This window comes from Sporobacter termitidis DSM 10068 (genome assembly GCF_900130065.1).
In the GTDB taxonomy this organism is placed as follows: Bacteria; Bacillota; Clostridia; order Oscillospirales; family Oscillospiraceae; genus Sporobacter; species Sporobacter termitidis.
The window spans coordinates 583740-600353 of sequence record NZ_FQXV01000001.1 but is presented as its reverse complement, the minus strand read 5'-3'; the positions used below and the strand labels follow the sequence as shown (position 1 = coordinate 600353).

The window sequence follows — 16614 nt, the reverse complement described above, 5'->3', positions numbered from 1 at the left end:
AAATGAAATGCCGCGTTTTAATATTTCATCAGTAAGCGGCGGAAACATGACAGGCGGGCCGCACTCAAGTAACAATGAGGTGATATACGTGACTGACATTTTCGACAGACTGCGCGCTCTGATTGCCGAACAGTTTTCTGTCGCCGAGGATTCCATTGATATGGATACTTCGTTTACGGACGATCTCGGCGCCGATTCGCTCGACGTCGTGGAGCTGACAATGGCCATCGAGGAAGAGTTCGACATCCCGGAGACGGATGAAGAGGTGCTGTATAAGCTCGTCACCGTCGGCGACGTCTTTAAATACATTTCCAGCAAAATCGACTGAAAAAGCCATATCCGGGGCGGGTTTTATCACCCGCCCTTCTTTGTTGTACCGGCATCGTACGGCCCTTCGGCTGTTGACGCCAATCTATTGAGCGGGGCATGGTGACATGGACAAACTTGAAGAAAAACTCGGTTATGTATTCCGGGACGGGGCACTTTTGAAAACGGCGCTGACGCACAGCTCCTGGGCCAACGAAAACAAAAAAAGCGGTCTTGCCTGCAACGAGCGCCTGGAGTTTCTCGGCGACTCGATTCTGGGCTTTACCGTCGCGGAATTCCTCTATCAAAACGAGCCGGATATGCCCGAGGGGCAGATGACGCGTATCCGCGCCGAGCTCGTCTGCGAGCGGAGCCTGGAGAACGCGGCGAACACGCTGGAGTTGGGTGCCTGCCTGAAGCTGGGGCGCGGCGAGGAGCTGGGCGGCGGCCGCCGCCGTCCGTCCATCCTGGCCGACGCCTTTGAAGCCGTCGTCGCCGCCGTCTTCCTGGATGGGGGCATCGACGCGGCCAAGGCCATGGTCACGCGGTTTGTTCTGTCCGGGCGCGACGAAGCCGTCAAGGCCGCCTGCGACTATAAGACGCTCCTCCAGGAGCTCGTCCAGCGAAAGAGCGGCCAGACGCTCAGCTACCACATGATCGGGGAGAGCGGCCCGGACCACATGAAGCAGTTTTCGGTGGAGGTGCGCCTCAATGGCGAGGCCAGGGGCGCCGGAACGGGAAGAAATAAAAAAGAGGCGGAGCAGGCCGCGGCCAGAGTCGCCTATGAAGCCATGATGAAATGACGCCGCGCCGTCACGTGATCCCGGTCTTTGTCCCGCACCTGGGGTGCCCGAACGACTGCGTGTTCTGCAACCAGCGCCGCATCTCCGGCGCCCTGCAGCCGGCGACGCCCGAAACCGTCCGCCGCGCCGTAGAAAGCGCGGCTTTTTTAAAGGACGACGGCGCCCCGAAGCAGCTGGCCTTCTACGGCGGCAGCTTTACGGCGATACCCGTGCCGGAGCAGGAGGCGCTGCTGGGCGCTGCGCAGGATTTTATAAAGAGCTATAAAGGCGCCGGCATCCGCGTCTCCACGCGGCCGGACGCCGTGGACCGGGCGGCGCTGGAGCGGCTGAAGCGCTACGGCGTCGTGACGGTGGAGCTCGGCGCGCAGTCCATGGACGAGGGTGTGCTTCTGGCCTCCGGGCGCGGCCACACCGCACGGGATACGGAAAAGGCGTCCCGACTCGTTCGGGATATGGGGTTCGAGCTGATCCTCCAGATGATGACGGGGCTACCCGGCGATACACCGGCCACAGCGGTAAAAACGGCGGAAAGCATCATCGCTTTAAAGCCCGGCGGCGTCCGAATATACCCCGCCGTCGTCCTGCGGGACACGGCGCTGTGGGACATGTGGCGGCGGGGGGAGTACCGGGAGCACACGGTGGAGGACGCCGTGCGCCTCTGCGCCGAGCTCGTGCCGCTGTTTGAAAGCGCCGGGGTCCCGATCGTCCGGCTGGGCCTCAATCCGACGGACGAGCTGTCGGGCGGGGCCGCTGCTGCCGGCGCGTACCATCCCGCGCTGGGCGAGCTCGTATACGCCCGGGTTTATCTGAACAGGGCGCGGGCGCTGCTCCGCGGCCGGGGCGCTGTCGCGCGCGTCACGCTGGGCGTGGCGCCCTCCCGCGTTTCCGTCATGACGGGGCAGCGGCGCGGCAATATCGCCGCGCTCAGGACGGAATTCGGCATCGCGGACGTGCGCGTCGCGGGCGCGGAGGTCGCTCCGGGAGAAATCGTGATATTAAGCATTGAAAATACCCCCCAAACCGGGGTATAATTAACAGATATTGATCGATCTAACGTATCAGGGCGGTGGTTTTATTGTATTTAAAGTCACTTGAAATTCAGGGCTTTAAATCATTTCCGGAAAAAACGCGGCTGACATTTGACAAACCGGTAACGGCGATTGTCGGCCCCAACGGCAGCGGCAAATCCAACATCTCCGACGCCATCCTCTGGGTCATGGGCGAGCAGTCCACAAGGACCCTCCGGGGCGGCAAGATGGAGGATGTCATTTTCGGCGGGACGCAGAAGCGCCCGCAGCTCGGCTTTGCCGAGGTTTCGCTCATTCTGGACAATGCCGACCACACGCTGGACACGGAGTTCACGGAGGTCATGATCACCCGGCGGTATTACCGCTCCGGCGAGAGCGAGTACTTTATCAACCGTCAGATGGTGCGCCTCAAGGACGTCAACGAGCTGTTTATGGACACCGGCCTCGGCCGGGAGGGCTACAGCATCATCGGCCAGGGCAGGATCGACGCGATACTGTCGATCAAAAGCACCGACCGGCGCGAGATTTTCGAGGAGGCCGCCGGCATTTCCCGCTTTCGCCACCGCAAGGAGGAGTCGGAGCGGAAGCTCGAGCACACCGAGGAAAACCTCGTCCGCCTGGGCGATAAAATCTCGGAGCTCTACCTGCAGGTGGAGCCGCTTCAAAAGCAGGCCGAGACGGCAAAGAAATACCTGCTCCTGCGGGACGAGCTGCGGGGCCTGGAGATATCCGTCTGGATGGACAGCCTTGACGGCCTCCAGGAGCAGATAACGAAAACTGAAACGGATTATCTCACCGCCCTTAGCCAGAAGGATGATGTGAGCCGGGAGATCGACTCCTATTATGAAACGTCCCTGACCTTTTCGGATAAAATGCATGAGAAGGACGTGGAGCTGGAGAGCGTGCGGGAGGCCGTCTCGGCCCAGGAGGCGCAGATCGCCGAAATCGACAGCGCCACCGCCGTTTTAAAAGCAAATCTCGAGAGCAATATCGGCGAGTCCGAGCGCATCCGCCGAGAGCTCACCGAGCAGGAGGGCCGCGACGGCGGCATCAAGGCGCAGATCGACGAACGGGAGCTGCGGCTCGGCGAGATATCTGCCGAAAAGGCCGCCCTATCCGCGGACTCCGCGCGGCTCGTCGGCGCGCTGCAGAGCATTGCTGATACCGCCGGGGAATCGTCAAAGCGGCTTGGCGATATGCTCAGCCGGGAAAACACGCTGCAGGAGGAGATATCCGAGGCAAAGTCCCGCCTGTCGGCACTGGCATCCAAGGCCCAGGAGATCCTCGACAGGGACGGCACCGTGGCGCTGGACGCCGCGGCCGCCGGTGAGAAGCACCGCCAGCTGGAGGAGGACATGAGCGCCTGCGCGGATGAGCTGGACGCCGCCGGGGACGAGCTGCAGCGCATCAAAAACGTCATCACCGGCTACACCATGCGCCGCGACAGCCGGAAGAAAAAAGCCGACGCGGCAAACGACAAAAAAATGCACCTGACCATGGAGCTCAATTCCCTGAAATCGCGCATCCGCCTGTTGACGGAAATGGAAAAGGATTATCAGGGCTACTCCAAGGCCGTCAAGCTGGTCATGCAGGAGTCCCAGCGGGGCATCCTCAAGCACGTCCACGGCACCGTGGGCAGCCTCGTGCAGACGGACGACAAATACGCCGTCGCCATCGAGACGGCGCTGGGCGGCGCCATGCAGAATATCATCGTCGACACCGAGGAGGACGGCAAGGAGGCCATCAACCTCTTGAAGCGGCGGGACGGCGGCCGGGCCACCTTTCTCCCGATCTCAACGGTGCGCGGCAACGTTTTGGATGTGCCGGGCCTTAAAAACGAGCCGGGCTACGAGGGCCTTGCCATCGACCTTGTGCGCAGTGACGGCAGGTATGCCGGCATTTACAGGAGCCTCCTGGGGAGGGTGGCCGTCGCCGGCAGCCTGGACGACGCTATACGCATCGCGCGGCGGCACAATAACAGCTTCCGCATCGTCACGCTGGACGGCCAGGTATTAAACGCCGGCGGCTCCATGACGGGTGGTTCGTCCTCTTCAAATACGGGCATACTTTCTCGGGCAAACGAACTCAAGGGCTTGTCGGAACAGGAGGCCCTGCTGGCGGAATCGGCCGCCCGCGCGGAGCGGGAGCACGGCGAGGCCGTCCGGGAGCTCACCGCCTCCGAATACGAGCTGGAGTCCTCCGGCGCCGAAATGCGCAGCCTGGAGGACAAGGTCTTGAAGCTCGACACGAACCTCAGGCATTTTGAGGCGCTGGTCTCCGCCTCGGCGGAAAACCTGAACGCGATGCGGGCAGAGGCGGAAAATCTTGCCGAGCGCATCAAAGCCAACGGCGACGAAACGGCGGCGGCGCGGAACGATATCGCCGCGCTGGAAAGCGCGCTGTCGGAGCTCCGCGCGCAGATTGCCCGGGATACCGAGGGGCAGGAGCAGCTGACCTCGGAGCGCGACAGGATCACAAGCGCGCTGTCGGAGCTCCGCGCCAGGGAAGCCTCCCTGGACGCCGAAAACGAGGCGCTCACCAAGGCCGTCACGGAGCTGTCGGAGCTCCGCGAGATTTTAACGGGCGGCCGCCGGCAGCAGATGCAATACCTGGACGAGCTTAAGGCGCGCCACGACGCCATTTTAAAGGAAATATCCGACAATGAGACGGCGCTCGTGCAGCTGGGCGAGAAAATGGCGGCGTTCCGCGCCCGGAGCGCGGCCATCACCGCGGAAAAGCTGGAGCTTGAAGCGGCCAGGACGCGCCGGGACAAGGTCATGCAGGAGAAAAACCACGAGCTTTTGGAGCTGGAGCGCGAGTGCGCGCGCCTGGAACAGAAAAAGCTCGCCGCGCAGATGGAGGAAAAGCAGATCATCGACAGGCTGTGGGACTCCTACGAGATCACCCGTTCGGTGGCCCTGACCGTCCGGCAGGAGCTGGAGAACCCGGCCGAGGCCCGGCGGCACATTTCGGAGCTCAAGCGCGACATTTCGTCCCTGGGCACGCCGAATATCGGCGCCATCGAGGAGTTCGAGCGCGTCAACACCCGCTACACGTATCTGACGGAGCAGCGCGACGACGTGGAGAAGGCCAAGAGAGAGCTGCAGGAGATCATCCGGGACATCACCCAGGAGATGCGCACCATGTTCGCCCGCGAGTTTGAAAATATCAGCCTGAGCTTCAAGGAGACGTTTCTGGAGTTCTTCGGCGGCGGGCAGGCGTCCCTGGAGCTGGAGGACCCGAACGATATCCTAAACTGCGGCATCGAGATCAAGGTCCAGCCGCCGGGAAAAGCGCTCAAAACGATCACGCTCCTCTCCGGCGGAGAGAAGGCCTTCGTTGCCAGCGCCCTCTATTTTTCGATCCTGAAGGTCCGCCCCACGCCGTTCGTCGTCATGGACGAGATCGACGCGGCGCTGGACGAGGCCAACGTCCTGCGGTTTGCCGAAAATATGCGCAAGATGTCCGTCAAAACGCAGATGATCGTCATCACGCACCACCGGGGCACGATGGAGGAGGCCGACGTTCTGTACGGCGTCACCATGCAGGAGCAGGGCGTCTCCCGCGTTCTGAGCATCGATCTGGCCGAGGCCGAGAAAACGCTGAAAAAGGACGCGTCCTGATACATAAGCAACCAGCGGATGCCGACAAGACGGGCATCCCGTAGGGGCGAACTGCGTTCGCCCGTTGAAAAATACCGCGGCAACATAAAGAGCAACGAACAGGAGGATCACTCTTTTGGGATTTTTCGATAAGATTCGCGAGGGGCTTTCCAAGACAAAGAAAAATATCTCCGTCCAGTTAAACGGCATGTTCGCGACCTTCACCGGCGCCAACGAGGAGTTCTTTGAGGAGCTGGAGGAGACCCTCATCCTTGCAGACCTGGGCGTAGAGACTGTGGACAAGGCCGTGACGCGGCTGCGGGAGATCACAAAGCGCGAAGGGTTTTTGAAAGGCGAGGACATCGAACGAGCGCTGGAGGACATCCTCACGGAGCTCATCGAGGTGGGCGACAGCGCTCTGCGGCTTGCGACAACGCCGGCGGTCATTCTTGTCATCGGCGTCAACGGCGTCGGAAAGACGACGACGATCGGCAAGCTGGCGCTGAAATTTAAAAACGAGGGCAAAAAGGTCCTGCTTTGCGCCGGAGACACCTTCCGCGCGGCGGCGGCCGAGCAGCTCACCGTGTGGGCGCAGCGGGCCGGCGCGGATATCGTGCGCCACGAGGAGGGCTCCGACCCGGCCTCCGTCATCTTTGACGGTATCGCCGCCGCCAAATCCAGGGGCGCCGACGTCATCATCTGCGACACGGCCGGGCGGCTGCACAACAAGCAGAATCTCATGAACGAGCTGAACAAGATCAGCCGCATCATCGACCGCGAGCTGCCGGACGCCGACAGGGAAACGCTCCTGGCCATCGACGCCACCACGGGCCAGAACGGCCTCACCCAGGCCCGGGAGTTCAAGGAGACGGCCGGCATCACCGGCCTCATTCTCACAAAGCTCGACGGGACGGCGAAGGGCGGGATCGTCTTTGCCATCGCCGACCAGCTGCAGGTGCCTGTCAAGCTTGTGGGCATCGGCGAAAAACCGGAGGATTTGCTGGAATTTGACGGAAGAGAATTTGTGGAGGCATTGCTTAAATGATTTTTGTCCTTGCGAGCAACAATAATGATAAGCTGAAAGAGCTTCGCGCCATTTTGTCCGGCTTCGGCTACGACGTCGTCTCCCAGAGCGAGGCCGGCCTCGACCTGGAGGTCGAGGAGACGGGAAGGATCTTTTACGACAACGCTTTTTTAAAAGCGGCGGCGGCCATGAAAGCGACCGGCAAGCCCGCCGTCGCCGACGACTCCGGCCTGATGGTGGATTTTTTAGACGGCGCGCCCGGCGTTTACTCCAAGCGCTTCGGCGGCGGGGGGCTGGACGACGCGGGCCGGAACAGGCTGCTTTTAGAGACAATGGCGCCGGCGGAACATCGCGGGGCGAAATTCGTCTCATCCATAGTCTGTGTTTTTCCGAATGGCGACGTTATTTCCGCCGAGGGGACGTGCGAGGGCACCATCCTCCACGCGTCCCGGGGGATCGGCGGCTTCGGCTATGACCCTGTTTTTTTTGTCACCGAAATGGGCAAAAGCATGGCCGAGCTCACGCCGGAGGAAAAAAACCGCGTCTCCCACAGAGGGAACGCACTGCGGCTTTTTGCGCCGAAATTAAAAGAATACTTAGAGAAAACGGGGGAAATCCCATGCTGAACAGCAGGCAGAGGGCGCAGCTGCGCGCGATGGCTAACGCACTGGATACGATATTGCAGATCGGCAAGGGCGGCATCACGGAAAATGTCGTCGCGCAGGTCTCGGACGCCCTGGCGGCCAGGGAGCTTATAAAAGGCCGGGTGCTGGAATCATCCATGCTCTCCTCCCAGGAGGCGGCCGATGAGCTGGCGCGCCTGTGCCGGGCCGAAAGCGTCCAGACGATCGGCTCGCGCTTCGTATTATATAAAGAAAATCACGAGATACCGAAGGAAAAGCGCATCAGGCTGGTCAAATAGGCCGGCCGCGCGGGTATATTATACAAAAGAACTTAAGTGAGTGATACGTTTGAGGCTTGGAATTTACGGCGGTACCTTCAATCCGCCGCATATCGGGCATGTCGGGGCGGCGGCCGCGGCGGCCGGGCAGCTGGGGCTGGATGCGCTGCTGGTGGTGCCGGCGGGCGTGCCGCCGCATAAGGCGCTGCCGCCGGGCTCCCCGTCGGGGGAGGACCGCATGGCACTGGCGCGCCTGTCCTTTGCCGCGCTGCCGTATGCCCAGGTCACCGACGCCGAGCTCAGGAAGGAGGGCGTCAGCTATACGGTGGAGACCGTCGGCGCGCTGGCGGGGCAATATCCCGGCGCCGAGGTGTTCCTCATCATGGGCACCGACATGTACCTGACGCTGGAAACGTGGAAGGACGCCGCACGGCTCCTCGCGTGTGTCACGCCGGCGGTTTTGTCCAGGGGCTCGGAGGACGACGGCAGGATCGCGGCGTACGCCGGGCAGCTCGAGAAAATATTCGGGACGACAACGGCGAGCATCAATAACGATATCGTCGATATCTCCTCGACACAGCTTCGGGAGCTGCTGCCCGGGCGCGCGGGGGCCGATTTCATCGAAGGACCGGCTTACGCGTATATCATCAAAAAAAGGCTGTACGGCGCCAAGCCCGATTTCACCTGGCTGCGGGCCCGCGCGTATGAAATGATGAAGCCGAAGCGGATACCCCATGTGGCGGGGTGCGAGGCCGAGGCCGTCAAGCTGGCCGGGCGCTGGGGGGCCGACGAGGACGAGGCCCGGGAGGCCGCCATCCTCCACGATATCACAAAGCATTTGGAGCTGGACGATCAGTTGCAACTGTGCGGCAAATATGATATCATGACTGACAATGTCGAAGCCTCGGAGGTCAAGCTGCTGCACTCGAAAACGGGCGCCGCCGTCGCCCGGGACATTTTCGGGGTCAGCGACGCGGTGCATGACGCTATTTTATGGCATACCACGGGCAGAGCGGACATGACGCTCCTGGAAAAAATAATTTACATCGCCGATTATATAGAACCAACAAGGGAATTTGAAGGCCTGGACACGCTCCGGGGCCTTGCGTATAGAGACCTCGACCTGGCTGTGATCAAAGGCCTGGAGATGAGCATCGAGGATATGAGCCAGCGCGGCATCACACCGCACCTGCGGACGGCGGAAGCCATGAACTGGCTGATCGCGCACACGCCGCGGTATAAAGGGGATTGAGATATGAAGCTATCCGGAAATAAAAAAGACGGACGGTACGTCCAGTCAAATAACAGATACCAAACCGAGCCCCAGGCCCGGAAGAGATACGAGGACGGCGAGACCCCCCACCCGGCGCAGGCCGCCGGCAGGGCCCGTACATCTTATCCCCCCAGAGGCGCCGTCGACCCGCACACCGCGCGGAACGCCGGCAGACCCCGCCCGCCCCAGGACCCGCGCGCCGGAAAAACGCAGAGCGCCCAGGGCCGCGGCAGCGAAGACCCGCGCGCCGCCAGGGCCAAGCAGAAGAGAAGGCGTATGAAGGTGCTCAGGGCGCTGATCATCGTGCTTGTGGTCGTGCTGGCGCTGAGCGCCGTGCTTTATACCGTCTATAAAACCGGCGTCAAGCCGCCGGAACAGAAGCCGAGGACGATCAATACCGATCCGAGCGCTTCGGTAAGCGGCGGCGCCAACGCCGGGGCGCAGGGGAACTCGCCGAACGTGGCTTCCGGGGACAAAAAGCCCGGCCAATACACCTTTGTCATCCTCGGCTTTGACGACGGCAACGGCAACTCGGACACCATCATGGTGGCCCACTTCGATGCCGCCGGCTACAAGCTGAATGTCGTCAACATCCCGCGCGACACGCTCGTCAACGTCTCGTGGAACACCAAAAAGGCTAATACCCTGTATACCAGCGGCGGCGGCATCGACGGCGTGGAGAAAGGCCTGGAGGATATCCTCGGCTTCCCGGTGGACTTTTACGTCAAGGTCGATCTGAAGGCGTTTGAAGAGCTCGTTGACGCCGTGGGCGGCGTCGACTTCGACGTGCCGGTCAATATGGATTACGACGACCCGGCCCAGGACCTGCACATCCACTTCAAGAAGGGCTTGCAGCACCTCAACGGGAAGCAGGCCATGGAGGTCGTCCGGTTCCGCAAAGGGTATGCCAACGCGGACATCGGGCGCATCGGTACCCAGCAGGACTTTTTGGCGGCGGCCGCCCAGCAGATATTGAAAAAGCAAAACCAGCTGAACCTGACGGAGATCGTCAAAATCTTCGTAAAGTATGTCGAAACAGACCTCGAGGCCGGCAATCTCGTCTGGTTCGGCAAGGAATTTTATAAAATGAACTCTTCGGACATTACCTTTACAACGCTCCCGGGAAATTACGGTGATTCGATCAACGGCTTGTCGTACGTCTCGATCAATGTGGACGAATGGCTCACGGTACTCAACGAGAAAATCAACCCCTGCAAGGAAGATATCACCGTTAATGACGTCAGCATCCTCACCCGCGACAAAAACGGGAAGCTCTATGTGACAAACGGCGTCTGGGCCGGGAAGAAGACGTGGGGCGGCAGCGCCGCGCCAAGCTCGTCAAGCGGCGGGTCCGGCTCAAGCTCGGGCAGCAAGACCTCTTCCAGCCCGAAACCGTCTTCCAGTCCAAAGCCCTCGGACAGTCCGAAGCCCTCGAATAGCCCGAAACCGAGTCCGAGTCCCAGCCCCAGCGGCGATAATTCGCCGAGTCCGAGTACCAGCACCGAACCGCCGAGCCCGAGCCCGACGGATACGGCGCCGGTCTCCAGCCCCACGGAAACCGGCGGAGACACGACGCTGGACGGCGTCGTCCTGCCCTCCGGCGATCTGATAGAGGACGTGGACTGACGCGCCTGAGGCGTTGGGCATACTCTATTGCAGCGCATTATTATCATAACTCACTGACACGAAAGGAATGGTCGCTTCAATGCTGACATCTCTTGAAGTAGCGGAACTGGCCGTCAAGGTGCTCGACAGCAAAAAGGCAAAGGATATCAAGGTGCTGGAGACAAAGAACCTCACGGTACTGGCCGATTACTTCGTCATATGCACGGCAGGCTCCACAACACAGATCAAAACCCTGGCCGACGAGGTCGACAAAGCCCTGGGCGAAAAGGGGGAGCGGTCGCTCCGCACCGAAGGCTACCGCGGCGGCGGATGGGTGCTTGTCGATTTCGCCTCGATCGTCGTGCATATATTTTTAAAGGATATCCGGGAGTTCTACGCGCTCGAGCGGCTGTGGAGAGACGCCCGCGAGGTCGATATCAGCCCGTGGATTGACGCCGATGCTCCCATGACAGAAAAAGGACTGGTCTGATGAAATACGAATTTGCCCGCATAGAGAAAAAGTGGCAGGAGCGGTGGGAAAAGGAGAAGGTCTTTGCCGCGTCGGATAAAAGCGGTAAAAAGAAGTTCTACGGCCTCGTCGAATTCCCCTATCCGTCCGGCGAGGGGCTGCATGTGGGCCATCCGCGCCCGTATACGGCGATGGATATCATCGCGCGCAAAAAGCGCATGCTGGGGCTCAACGTGCTCTTTCCCATCGGCTTTGACGCCTTCGGCCTGCCGACGGAAAACTATGCGATCAAGAATAAGATACATCCCGCGATCGTCACAAAAAAGAATATCGCGCGTTTTACCGAGCAGCTCAAAATGCTCGGCTACAGCTTTGACTGGGACCGCGTGATCGATACCACCGACCCGAGTTACTATAAGTGGACGCAATGGATATTTTTAAAGCTGTTTGAGCGGGGCCTGGCGTACAAGGCGTCCATGCCGGTCAACTGGTGCACCTCCTGCAAATGCGTCCTGGCCAACGAGGAGGTCGTGAACGGCGTCTGCGAGCGCTGCGGGGCGGAGGTCGTCCGCCGCGAGAAGAGCCAGTGGATGCTGAAAATCACCGAGTACGCCCAGCGCCTCATCGACGACCTGGACGAGCTGGACTTTATCGAGCGGGTCAAGATCCAGCAGAAGAACTGGATCGGCCGCTCCACCGGCGCGGAGGTCGATTTCGCCACAACGGCGGGCGATAAGCTGCGCGTCTATACCACGCGCCCGGACACGCTCTTCGGCGCCACGTACATGGTCATCTCCCCGGAGCATGAGATCATCAAAAAGTGGTCGCCGCTCCTTCAGAACCTGGACGAGGTGACGGCCTATCAGGAAGCGGCCGCCCGGAAATCCGACTTTGAGCGGACCGAGATGGCAAAGGACAAGACGGGCGTCGAGCTGCGCGGCGTGCGCGCCGTGAATCCCGTGACGGGCAATGAAATCCCGGTCTTTATTTCCGACTACGTTCTGGCCACCTACGGCACCGGCGCCATCATGGCCGTCCCGGGCCACGACACGCGCGACTGGGAGTTTGCCAGAAAATTCGGCCTGCCGATCGTCGAGGTCGTCGCCGGGGGCGATGTGGAAAAGGAAGCGTTCACCGACTGCGAGACCGGCGTTATGGTCAACTCCGGCTTCTTGAACGGCCTGTCCGTCGAGGACGCGAAGGTCAAAATCACCGAATGGCTCTCCGACAAGGGGCTCGGCCGGCAGAGCGTCAAGTACAAGCTCCGCGACTGGGTGTTCTCCCGCCAGCGCTACTGGGGCGAGCCGATCCCGATCGTGCATTGCGACAAGTGCGGCTATGTGGCGCTCCCGGAGAGCGAGCTGCCGCTGCTCCTCCCGGAAGTGGAAAATTACGAGACGACAGACACGGGTGAGAGCCCGCTGGCCGCGATGACCGACTGGCTGGCGACGACCTGCCCCAAGTGCGGCGGGCACGCCGTCCGCGAGACCGACACGATGCCCCAGTGGGCCGGCTCCAGCTGGTATTTCCTCCGCTACGCCGACCCGCACAACGATAAGGCGCTGGCCTCCCGGGAGGCGCTGGATTACTGGACGCCGGTGGACTGGTACAACGGCGGCATGGAGCATACCACGCTGCACCTTTTGTATTCACGCTTCTGGCACAAGTTCCTCTTTGACATCGGCGTGGTGCCCACCAGCGAGCCGTACATGAAGCGCACGAGCCACGGCATGATCCTCGGCGAGGACGGGCAGAAGATGTCCAAGTCCCGCGGGAACGTGATAAACCCCAACGATATTGTAGACGAGTTCGGCGCCGACACGCTCCGCCTGTACATCATGTTCATCGGCGACTTTGAAAAGGCGGCCCCCTGGTCATCCAACGCCGTCAAGGGCTGCAAGCGCTTTCTGGACCGGGTCTGGAACCTGTCGGAAACGCGGCTTGAAGGCGGTGAGGGCTATTCGGCCGCCCACGAGCGGGTCGTCCACCGCGCCATTAAAAAGGTCAGTGAGGACATCGAGAACCTGAAGTTCAACACCGCCATCGCCACGCTGATGGCGCTGGTGAACGACTTTTACGAAAAGGCCCCGTCCCGCGGCGACGTCAAGACGCTTTTGGCGCTGGTGTCGCCCTTTGCCCCCCATATTGCCGAGGAGCTCTGGGAGATACAGGGCTTCAAGGGCATGGCCTGTCAGGCACAGTGGCCGTCCTACGACGAGAGCAAGACCATCGAGGCCGAACGGGAGCTGGCTGTCCAGATCGGCGGCAAGCTCAAGGGCACCATCCTGGTCAAGAGCGACGCCGGGGACGACGTCGTCCTTGAGGCGGCCAAGGCCGACGAGAAAATCAAAAAGCTTATCGAGGGCAAGGAAATAATCCGCACCATCGTTGTGAAGAATAAGCTTATTAATCTCATAGTGAAATAAGCCCGCCCCGGACTCTGAAAGGCGCCTTTGAAGGATAAATAGCACTTGACAATAATACGGCGCCAACTTATAATGATAATGTCAAAGCCATACGAATGGCCCTTAAAGCGTGCCGGAAGGCGCGTATTTGGAGGGAGGGAAATTAGTGTCGGAAGTCCATGTTAAGGATAATGAATCCCTGGACAGTGCGTTGAAGAGATTTAAGCGCAACTGTGCAAAGGCCGGTGTGCTCTCGGATCTCAGAAAAAAGGAGTATTACCAGAGCCCCAGTGTCAAGCGGCGGAAAAAGTCTGAAGCAGCGAGAAAAAATAAGAATAAGAAATATTACTCATAAAATGAAGGGGGCTGTCCACGACAGCCCCTTGATATTTTATGCGCCGATATACGGTAGGGCGGGGGTTTGCTCCCCGCCACTCTTGTCGGTGCGGCGCCGGGAGGAGTTCCCTCCTTCAGTCGCCTGCGGGCGACAGCTCCCTCGTCTGAGGGAGCCGGAGAAGACAGATTCGGCTACCCTCATGGTTTTGTGTAGGGGCGATTTATGAATCGCCCGCCGTTCTCCGTCCTCGCCCTCGTCACCGTCCGCGTCGCCCCACGGCTCCTTTTTGAAAGGAGCTGTCGGCGAAGCCGATTGAGGATTGCCTCCCGTGCCGCGCGGCACCGCAGCTGCCCCGCCGCGCCGACGAGAGCGGCGGGCCGAGTCGTCCCGGCTACGGCACGCATACACAGTCACTGCCGCGCCGACAAGTGAGGCGCGTCTGGGAAGCCGCGCCCTACGGGAGCCAAAATGGTGGGCACAACCCCGGCGCGGGGGAGTGGATTCCCGCCTTCGCGGGAATGACAACGCGGGGTGGCGGACACAGCCCGGCGGGGCTGGACGCGACCCGCGGTTTCTCATCGGGGTGCGGGGCGGCGCCCCGCCAAATGGGGCATGGGGCGGAGCCTCGTACCTTTTATGGGCGGACGGGTGGGTTCATTAAAATTCCTCTTTCGGCGCGCCGAAGGATTCTATGGTGCCGTGGACCTCAGAGAAGTAGAAGACCTCGTAGATGCCGTCGTCGGGCTTGTACATGGAAATGGGGGTCTGCCTTAAAAATTCGGTGCGGGCCTCCAGCCTGTCGTCGCGGACAAGGGTGCCCGTCAGGCGGAACCACTTTCCGCCGACCATGCCGCAGATTTCGGCTTTCGGGTTTGCCAAAAGCTGCTTGAAGACGTTTTTCGTGTTGTTCATGCAGATGTACGTCTTGCCGTCGATTTCCGCCGTCGCGCCGAAGGGGCGGACGCGGGGCTGATCGCCCTCCACCGTGGCAACAAAAAACGTTTTGGCCTCTTTGAGCAGTTCAGTCGCTTTGTTCATGATAAACATCCTTTCGTGATTGGCGCCGTGACCGAGCGCTTTGCCGCCGCCCACGGCCCGTTATTATGCGGTGATTATATCACAGCCGCCAATAGCTGAAAAGTACAAAGCGACCGCTGCCGCGCAAAGAAATTGACCGCAGTGTCTTAAACTGCCTGTTCTTTTTCCGGCGCGCGTGTTACACTAATGACACATATCGATATCAAGTATTGACGCGGGAGGCTCTTTATGTCCGAGAAACAGTATCCGACGCCGCATATCAGCGCGGCGCCCGAAGATTTCGCGAAAACGGTGCTCATGCCCGGCGACCCGCTGCGGGCCAAATTCGTCGCGGAGACGTATCTTCAAAATCCGGTGCTCGTCAACAATGTGCGCGGCGTGCAGGGGTACACGGGCACATATAAGAATGTGCGTGTCTCTGTGATGGCCAGCGGGATGGGTATTCCGTCCATCGGCATCTACAGCTACGAGCTTTATAATTTCTTCGGCGTGGAGAATATCATGCGCATTGGGTCCACCGGCGCGTGCCAGGACCACGTCCACGTGCGGGACCTCGTCATCGGCATGGGCGCCTGCACCAATTCCGCCTACGCCTCGCAGTATCAGCTGCCGGGCGCTTTTGCCCCTATCGCGGATTATACGCTGATGAGCGCCGCCATACAAAAATGCCGGGAGGCCGGCGCCGTTTACCATGTGGGCAATCTTCTCTCGTCGGACACCTTTTATACAGACGACGCGTCGGCGCTCTCAAAATGGACAAGGATGGGCGTCCTCGCCGTGGAGATGGAGGCGGCTGGGCTTTATATGAATGCCGCACGCGCCGGGAAGAGGGCCCTCGCCATCTGCACGGTGTCGGATCATATCCTCACCGGCGAGGCCACCACCGCCGCCGAGCGTCAAAGCTCGTTCGGGCAGATGATCGAGATCGCTTTGGAAACCGCAGCCGCCATAGATTAGCACACCCGCCCAGGCTGTCGATAAAGCCCTCCAGGCTTTATCCGACAAGGGGGTGCATGCAGCGCGCTCAGCCGCGCGCTGCATGAGAAAAGTCACTCCGGAGGCGCCTGCGCGGGGCGCACTGACCCGGCGTCTGTGCTGCGCGGCCGGCGGGTTATCATAATATCTCATCAACGAACAGGGGAGAGAGGACCGCCATGACAGGAACCTTTGGCTTTTCGTATGTCGGACTGATATTTTTGGCCTGCTTGTTTATACCGAACATTCTGTACGCGCGGGTTCCGCCGACGGACGCGGTGAAATTCGAGGAGAATAAGGTGCTGCTGGCGTGTGAGAGGGCGGGGCAGGCCCTGTGCACCGTTACGGTGCTCATTTTCAGCGACTTCAATGTGCACAGTGTGGACCCGCGGCTTTTGTGGCTGGGCGGCGCCCTGGTGCTGATGCTGCTGTACCTGATCTGCTGGGGCCGTTATTTTGCGGGAAAGCATGTGACGCGGGACTTCTTGAGGCCCTTTCTCGGCCTGCCGCTGCCGCTGGCGGTGCTGCCTGTCGCGGCGGCGCTGCTGCTGGCCGTCTACGGGCGGGTGATCTGGCTCGGTATTGCGGGGGTTATTCTCGGCGTCGGCCATATCGGCATCACCGCGCAGCATTGGGCGGCCCTTAAAAAAGTTGAAAGGCCATAAATTGCCTGCCTGTCGATAAAGCCCTCCGGGCTTTATCCGACACAAGACTGCATACAGCGCGCTCAGCCGCGCGCTGTATGAGAAGAGTCACTCCGGAGGCGCATGTCCTCCTGCGTGACAAATCATGAATTTATTTGCCGCTCCGGCGGCAAACTCTGCGAGGCTTTCTTCGCTGCATACAGT

15 protein-coding genes are annotated in these 16614 nt (G+C 60.6%); 14 read left to right on the top strand and 1 reads right to left on the bottom strand.

What is annotated here, in order from left to right; all coding sequences use genetic code 11:
* The first annotated feature begins 97 nt into the window (after positions 1-97).
* The 12 genes from acpP (at position 98) to rpsU (ending at position 13771) form a co-directional block, all read left to right on the top strand.
* Entirely contained in the window at positions 98-328 is a 231-nt protein-coding gene (acpP, locus tag BUB60_RS02835; RefSeq protein ID WP_423242340.1) for an acyl carrier protein, read from the top strand.
* 106 nt (positions 329-434) lie between these two features.
* Positions 435-1109 (top strand): ribonuclease III, encoded by a 675-nt coding sequence (gene rnc, locus BUB60_RS02830; RefSeq protein ID WP_073076096.1) that lies wholly within the window; start codon positions 435-437, stop codon positions 1107-1109.
* Positions 1106-2140 (top strand): elongator complex protein 3, encoded by a 1035-nt coding sequence (locus BUB60_RS02825; protein WP_073076095.1) that lies wholly within the window; start codon positions 1106-1108, stop codon positions 2138-2140. Before rnc ends, BUB60_RS02825 begins: the two co-directional genes overlap by 4 nt.
* 35 nt (positions 2141-2175) lie before the next feature.
* Positions 2176-5760, top strand: coding sequence for a chromosome segregation protein SMC (gene smc / locus BUB60_RS02820; protein WP_143162242.1), 3585 nt, complete (start codon positions 2176-2178; stop codon positions 5758-5760).
* Between the two features lie 115 nt (positions 5761-5875).
* Complete coding sequence (ftsY, locus tag BUB60_RS02815; protein WP_073076093.1) at positions 5876-6784, top strand: signal recognition particle-docking protein FtsY; 909 nt, start codon at positions 5876-5878, stop codon at positions 6782-6784.
* On the top strand, positions 6781-7389 hold the full coding sequence (gene rdgB / locus BUB60_RS02810; RefSeq protein WP_073076092.1) for an RdgB/HAM1 family non-canonical purine NTP pyrophosphatase: 609 nt from the start codon (positions 6781-6783) through the stop codon (positions 7387-7389). Before ftsY ends, rdgB begins: the two co-directional genes overlap by 4 nt.
* Positions 7383-7685: a YhbY family RNA-binding protein gene (locus tag BUB60_RS02805; protein WP_073076091.1), complete on the top strand. Its 303-nt coding sequence runs from the start codon at positions 7383-7385 to the stop codon at positions 7683-7685. Before rdgB ends, BUB60_RS02805 begins: the two co-directional genes overlap by 7 nt.
* A 49-nt stretch (positions 7686-7734) precedes the next feature.
* Complete coding sequence (gene yqeK / locus BUB60_RS02800; protein ID WP_073076090.1) at positions 7735-8916, top strand: bis(5'-nucleosyl)-tetraphosphatase (symmetrical) YqeK; 1182 nt, start codon at positions 7735-7737, stop codon at positions 8914-8916.
* 3 nt (positions 8917-8919) lie between these two features.
* Positions 8920-10563, top strand: a complete 1644-nt coding sequence (locus BUB60_RS02795; protein ID WP_073076089.1) for an LCP family protein — start codon at positions 8920-8922, stop codon at positions 10561-10563.
* A 79-nt stretch (positions 10564-10642) separates the two neighbouring features.
* Positions 10643-11032, top strand: a complete 390-nt coding sequence (gene rsfS / locus BUB60_RS02790; RefSeq protein ID WP_242941131.1) for a ribosome silencing factor — start codon at positions 10643-10645, stop codon at positions 11030-11032.
* A complete protein-coding gene (gene leuS, locus BUB60_RS02785; protein ID WP_073076088.1) occupies positions 11032-13437 on the top strand; it encodes a leucine--tRNA ligase in 2406 nt (801 codons plus the stop codon). Before rsfS ends, leuS begins: the two co-directional genes overlap by 1 nt.
* 145 nt (positions 13438-13582) lie before the next feature.
* Positions 13583-13771: a 30S ribosomal protein S21 gene (gene rpsU / locus BUB60_RS02780; protein WP_073076087.1), complete on the top strand. Its 189-nt coding sequence runs from the start codon at positions 13583-13585 to the stop codon at positions 13769-13771.
* 639 nt (positions 13772-14410) lie between these two features.
* Here rpsU and BUB60_RS02775 read toward each other — a convergent pair.
* Positions 14411-14791: a pyridoxamine 5'-phosphate oxidase family protein gene (locus BUB60_RS02775; RefSeq protein ID WP_073076269.1), complete on the bottom strand. Its 381-nt coding sequence runs from the start codon at positions 14789-14791 to the stop codon at positions 14411-14413.
* Between the two features lie 228 nt (positions 14792-15019).
* Between BUB60_RS02775 and deoD the strand changes: the two genes are divergently transcribed.
* Together deoD and BUB60_RS02765 are read left to right on the top strand one after the other, a co-directional pair.
* A complete protein-coding gene (deoD, locus tag BUB60_RS02770; RefSeq protein WP_073076086.1) occupies positions 15020-15748 on the top strand; it encodes a purine-nucleoside phosphorylase in 729 nt (242 codons plus the stop codon).
* Positions 15749-15945: 197 nt separating this feature from the next.
* Positions 15946-16431 (top strand): hypothetical protein, encoded by a 486-nt coding sequence (locus BUB60_RS02765; RefSeq protein WP_073076085.1) that lies wholly within the window; start codon positions 15946-15948, stop codon positions 16429-16431.
* The last annotated feature ends 183 nt before the right edge of the window (positions 16432-16614 follow it).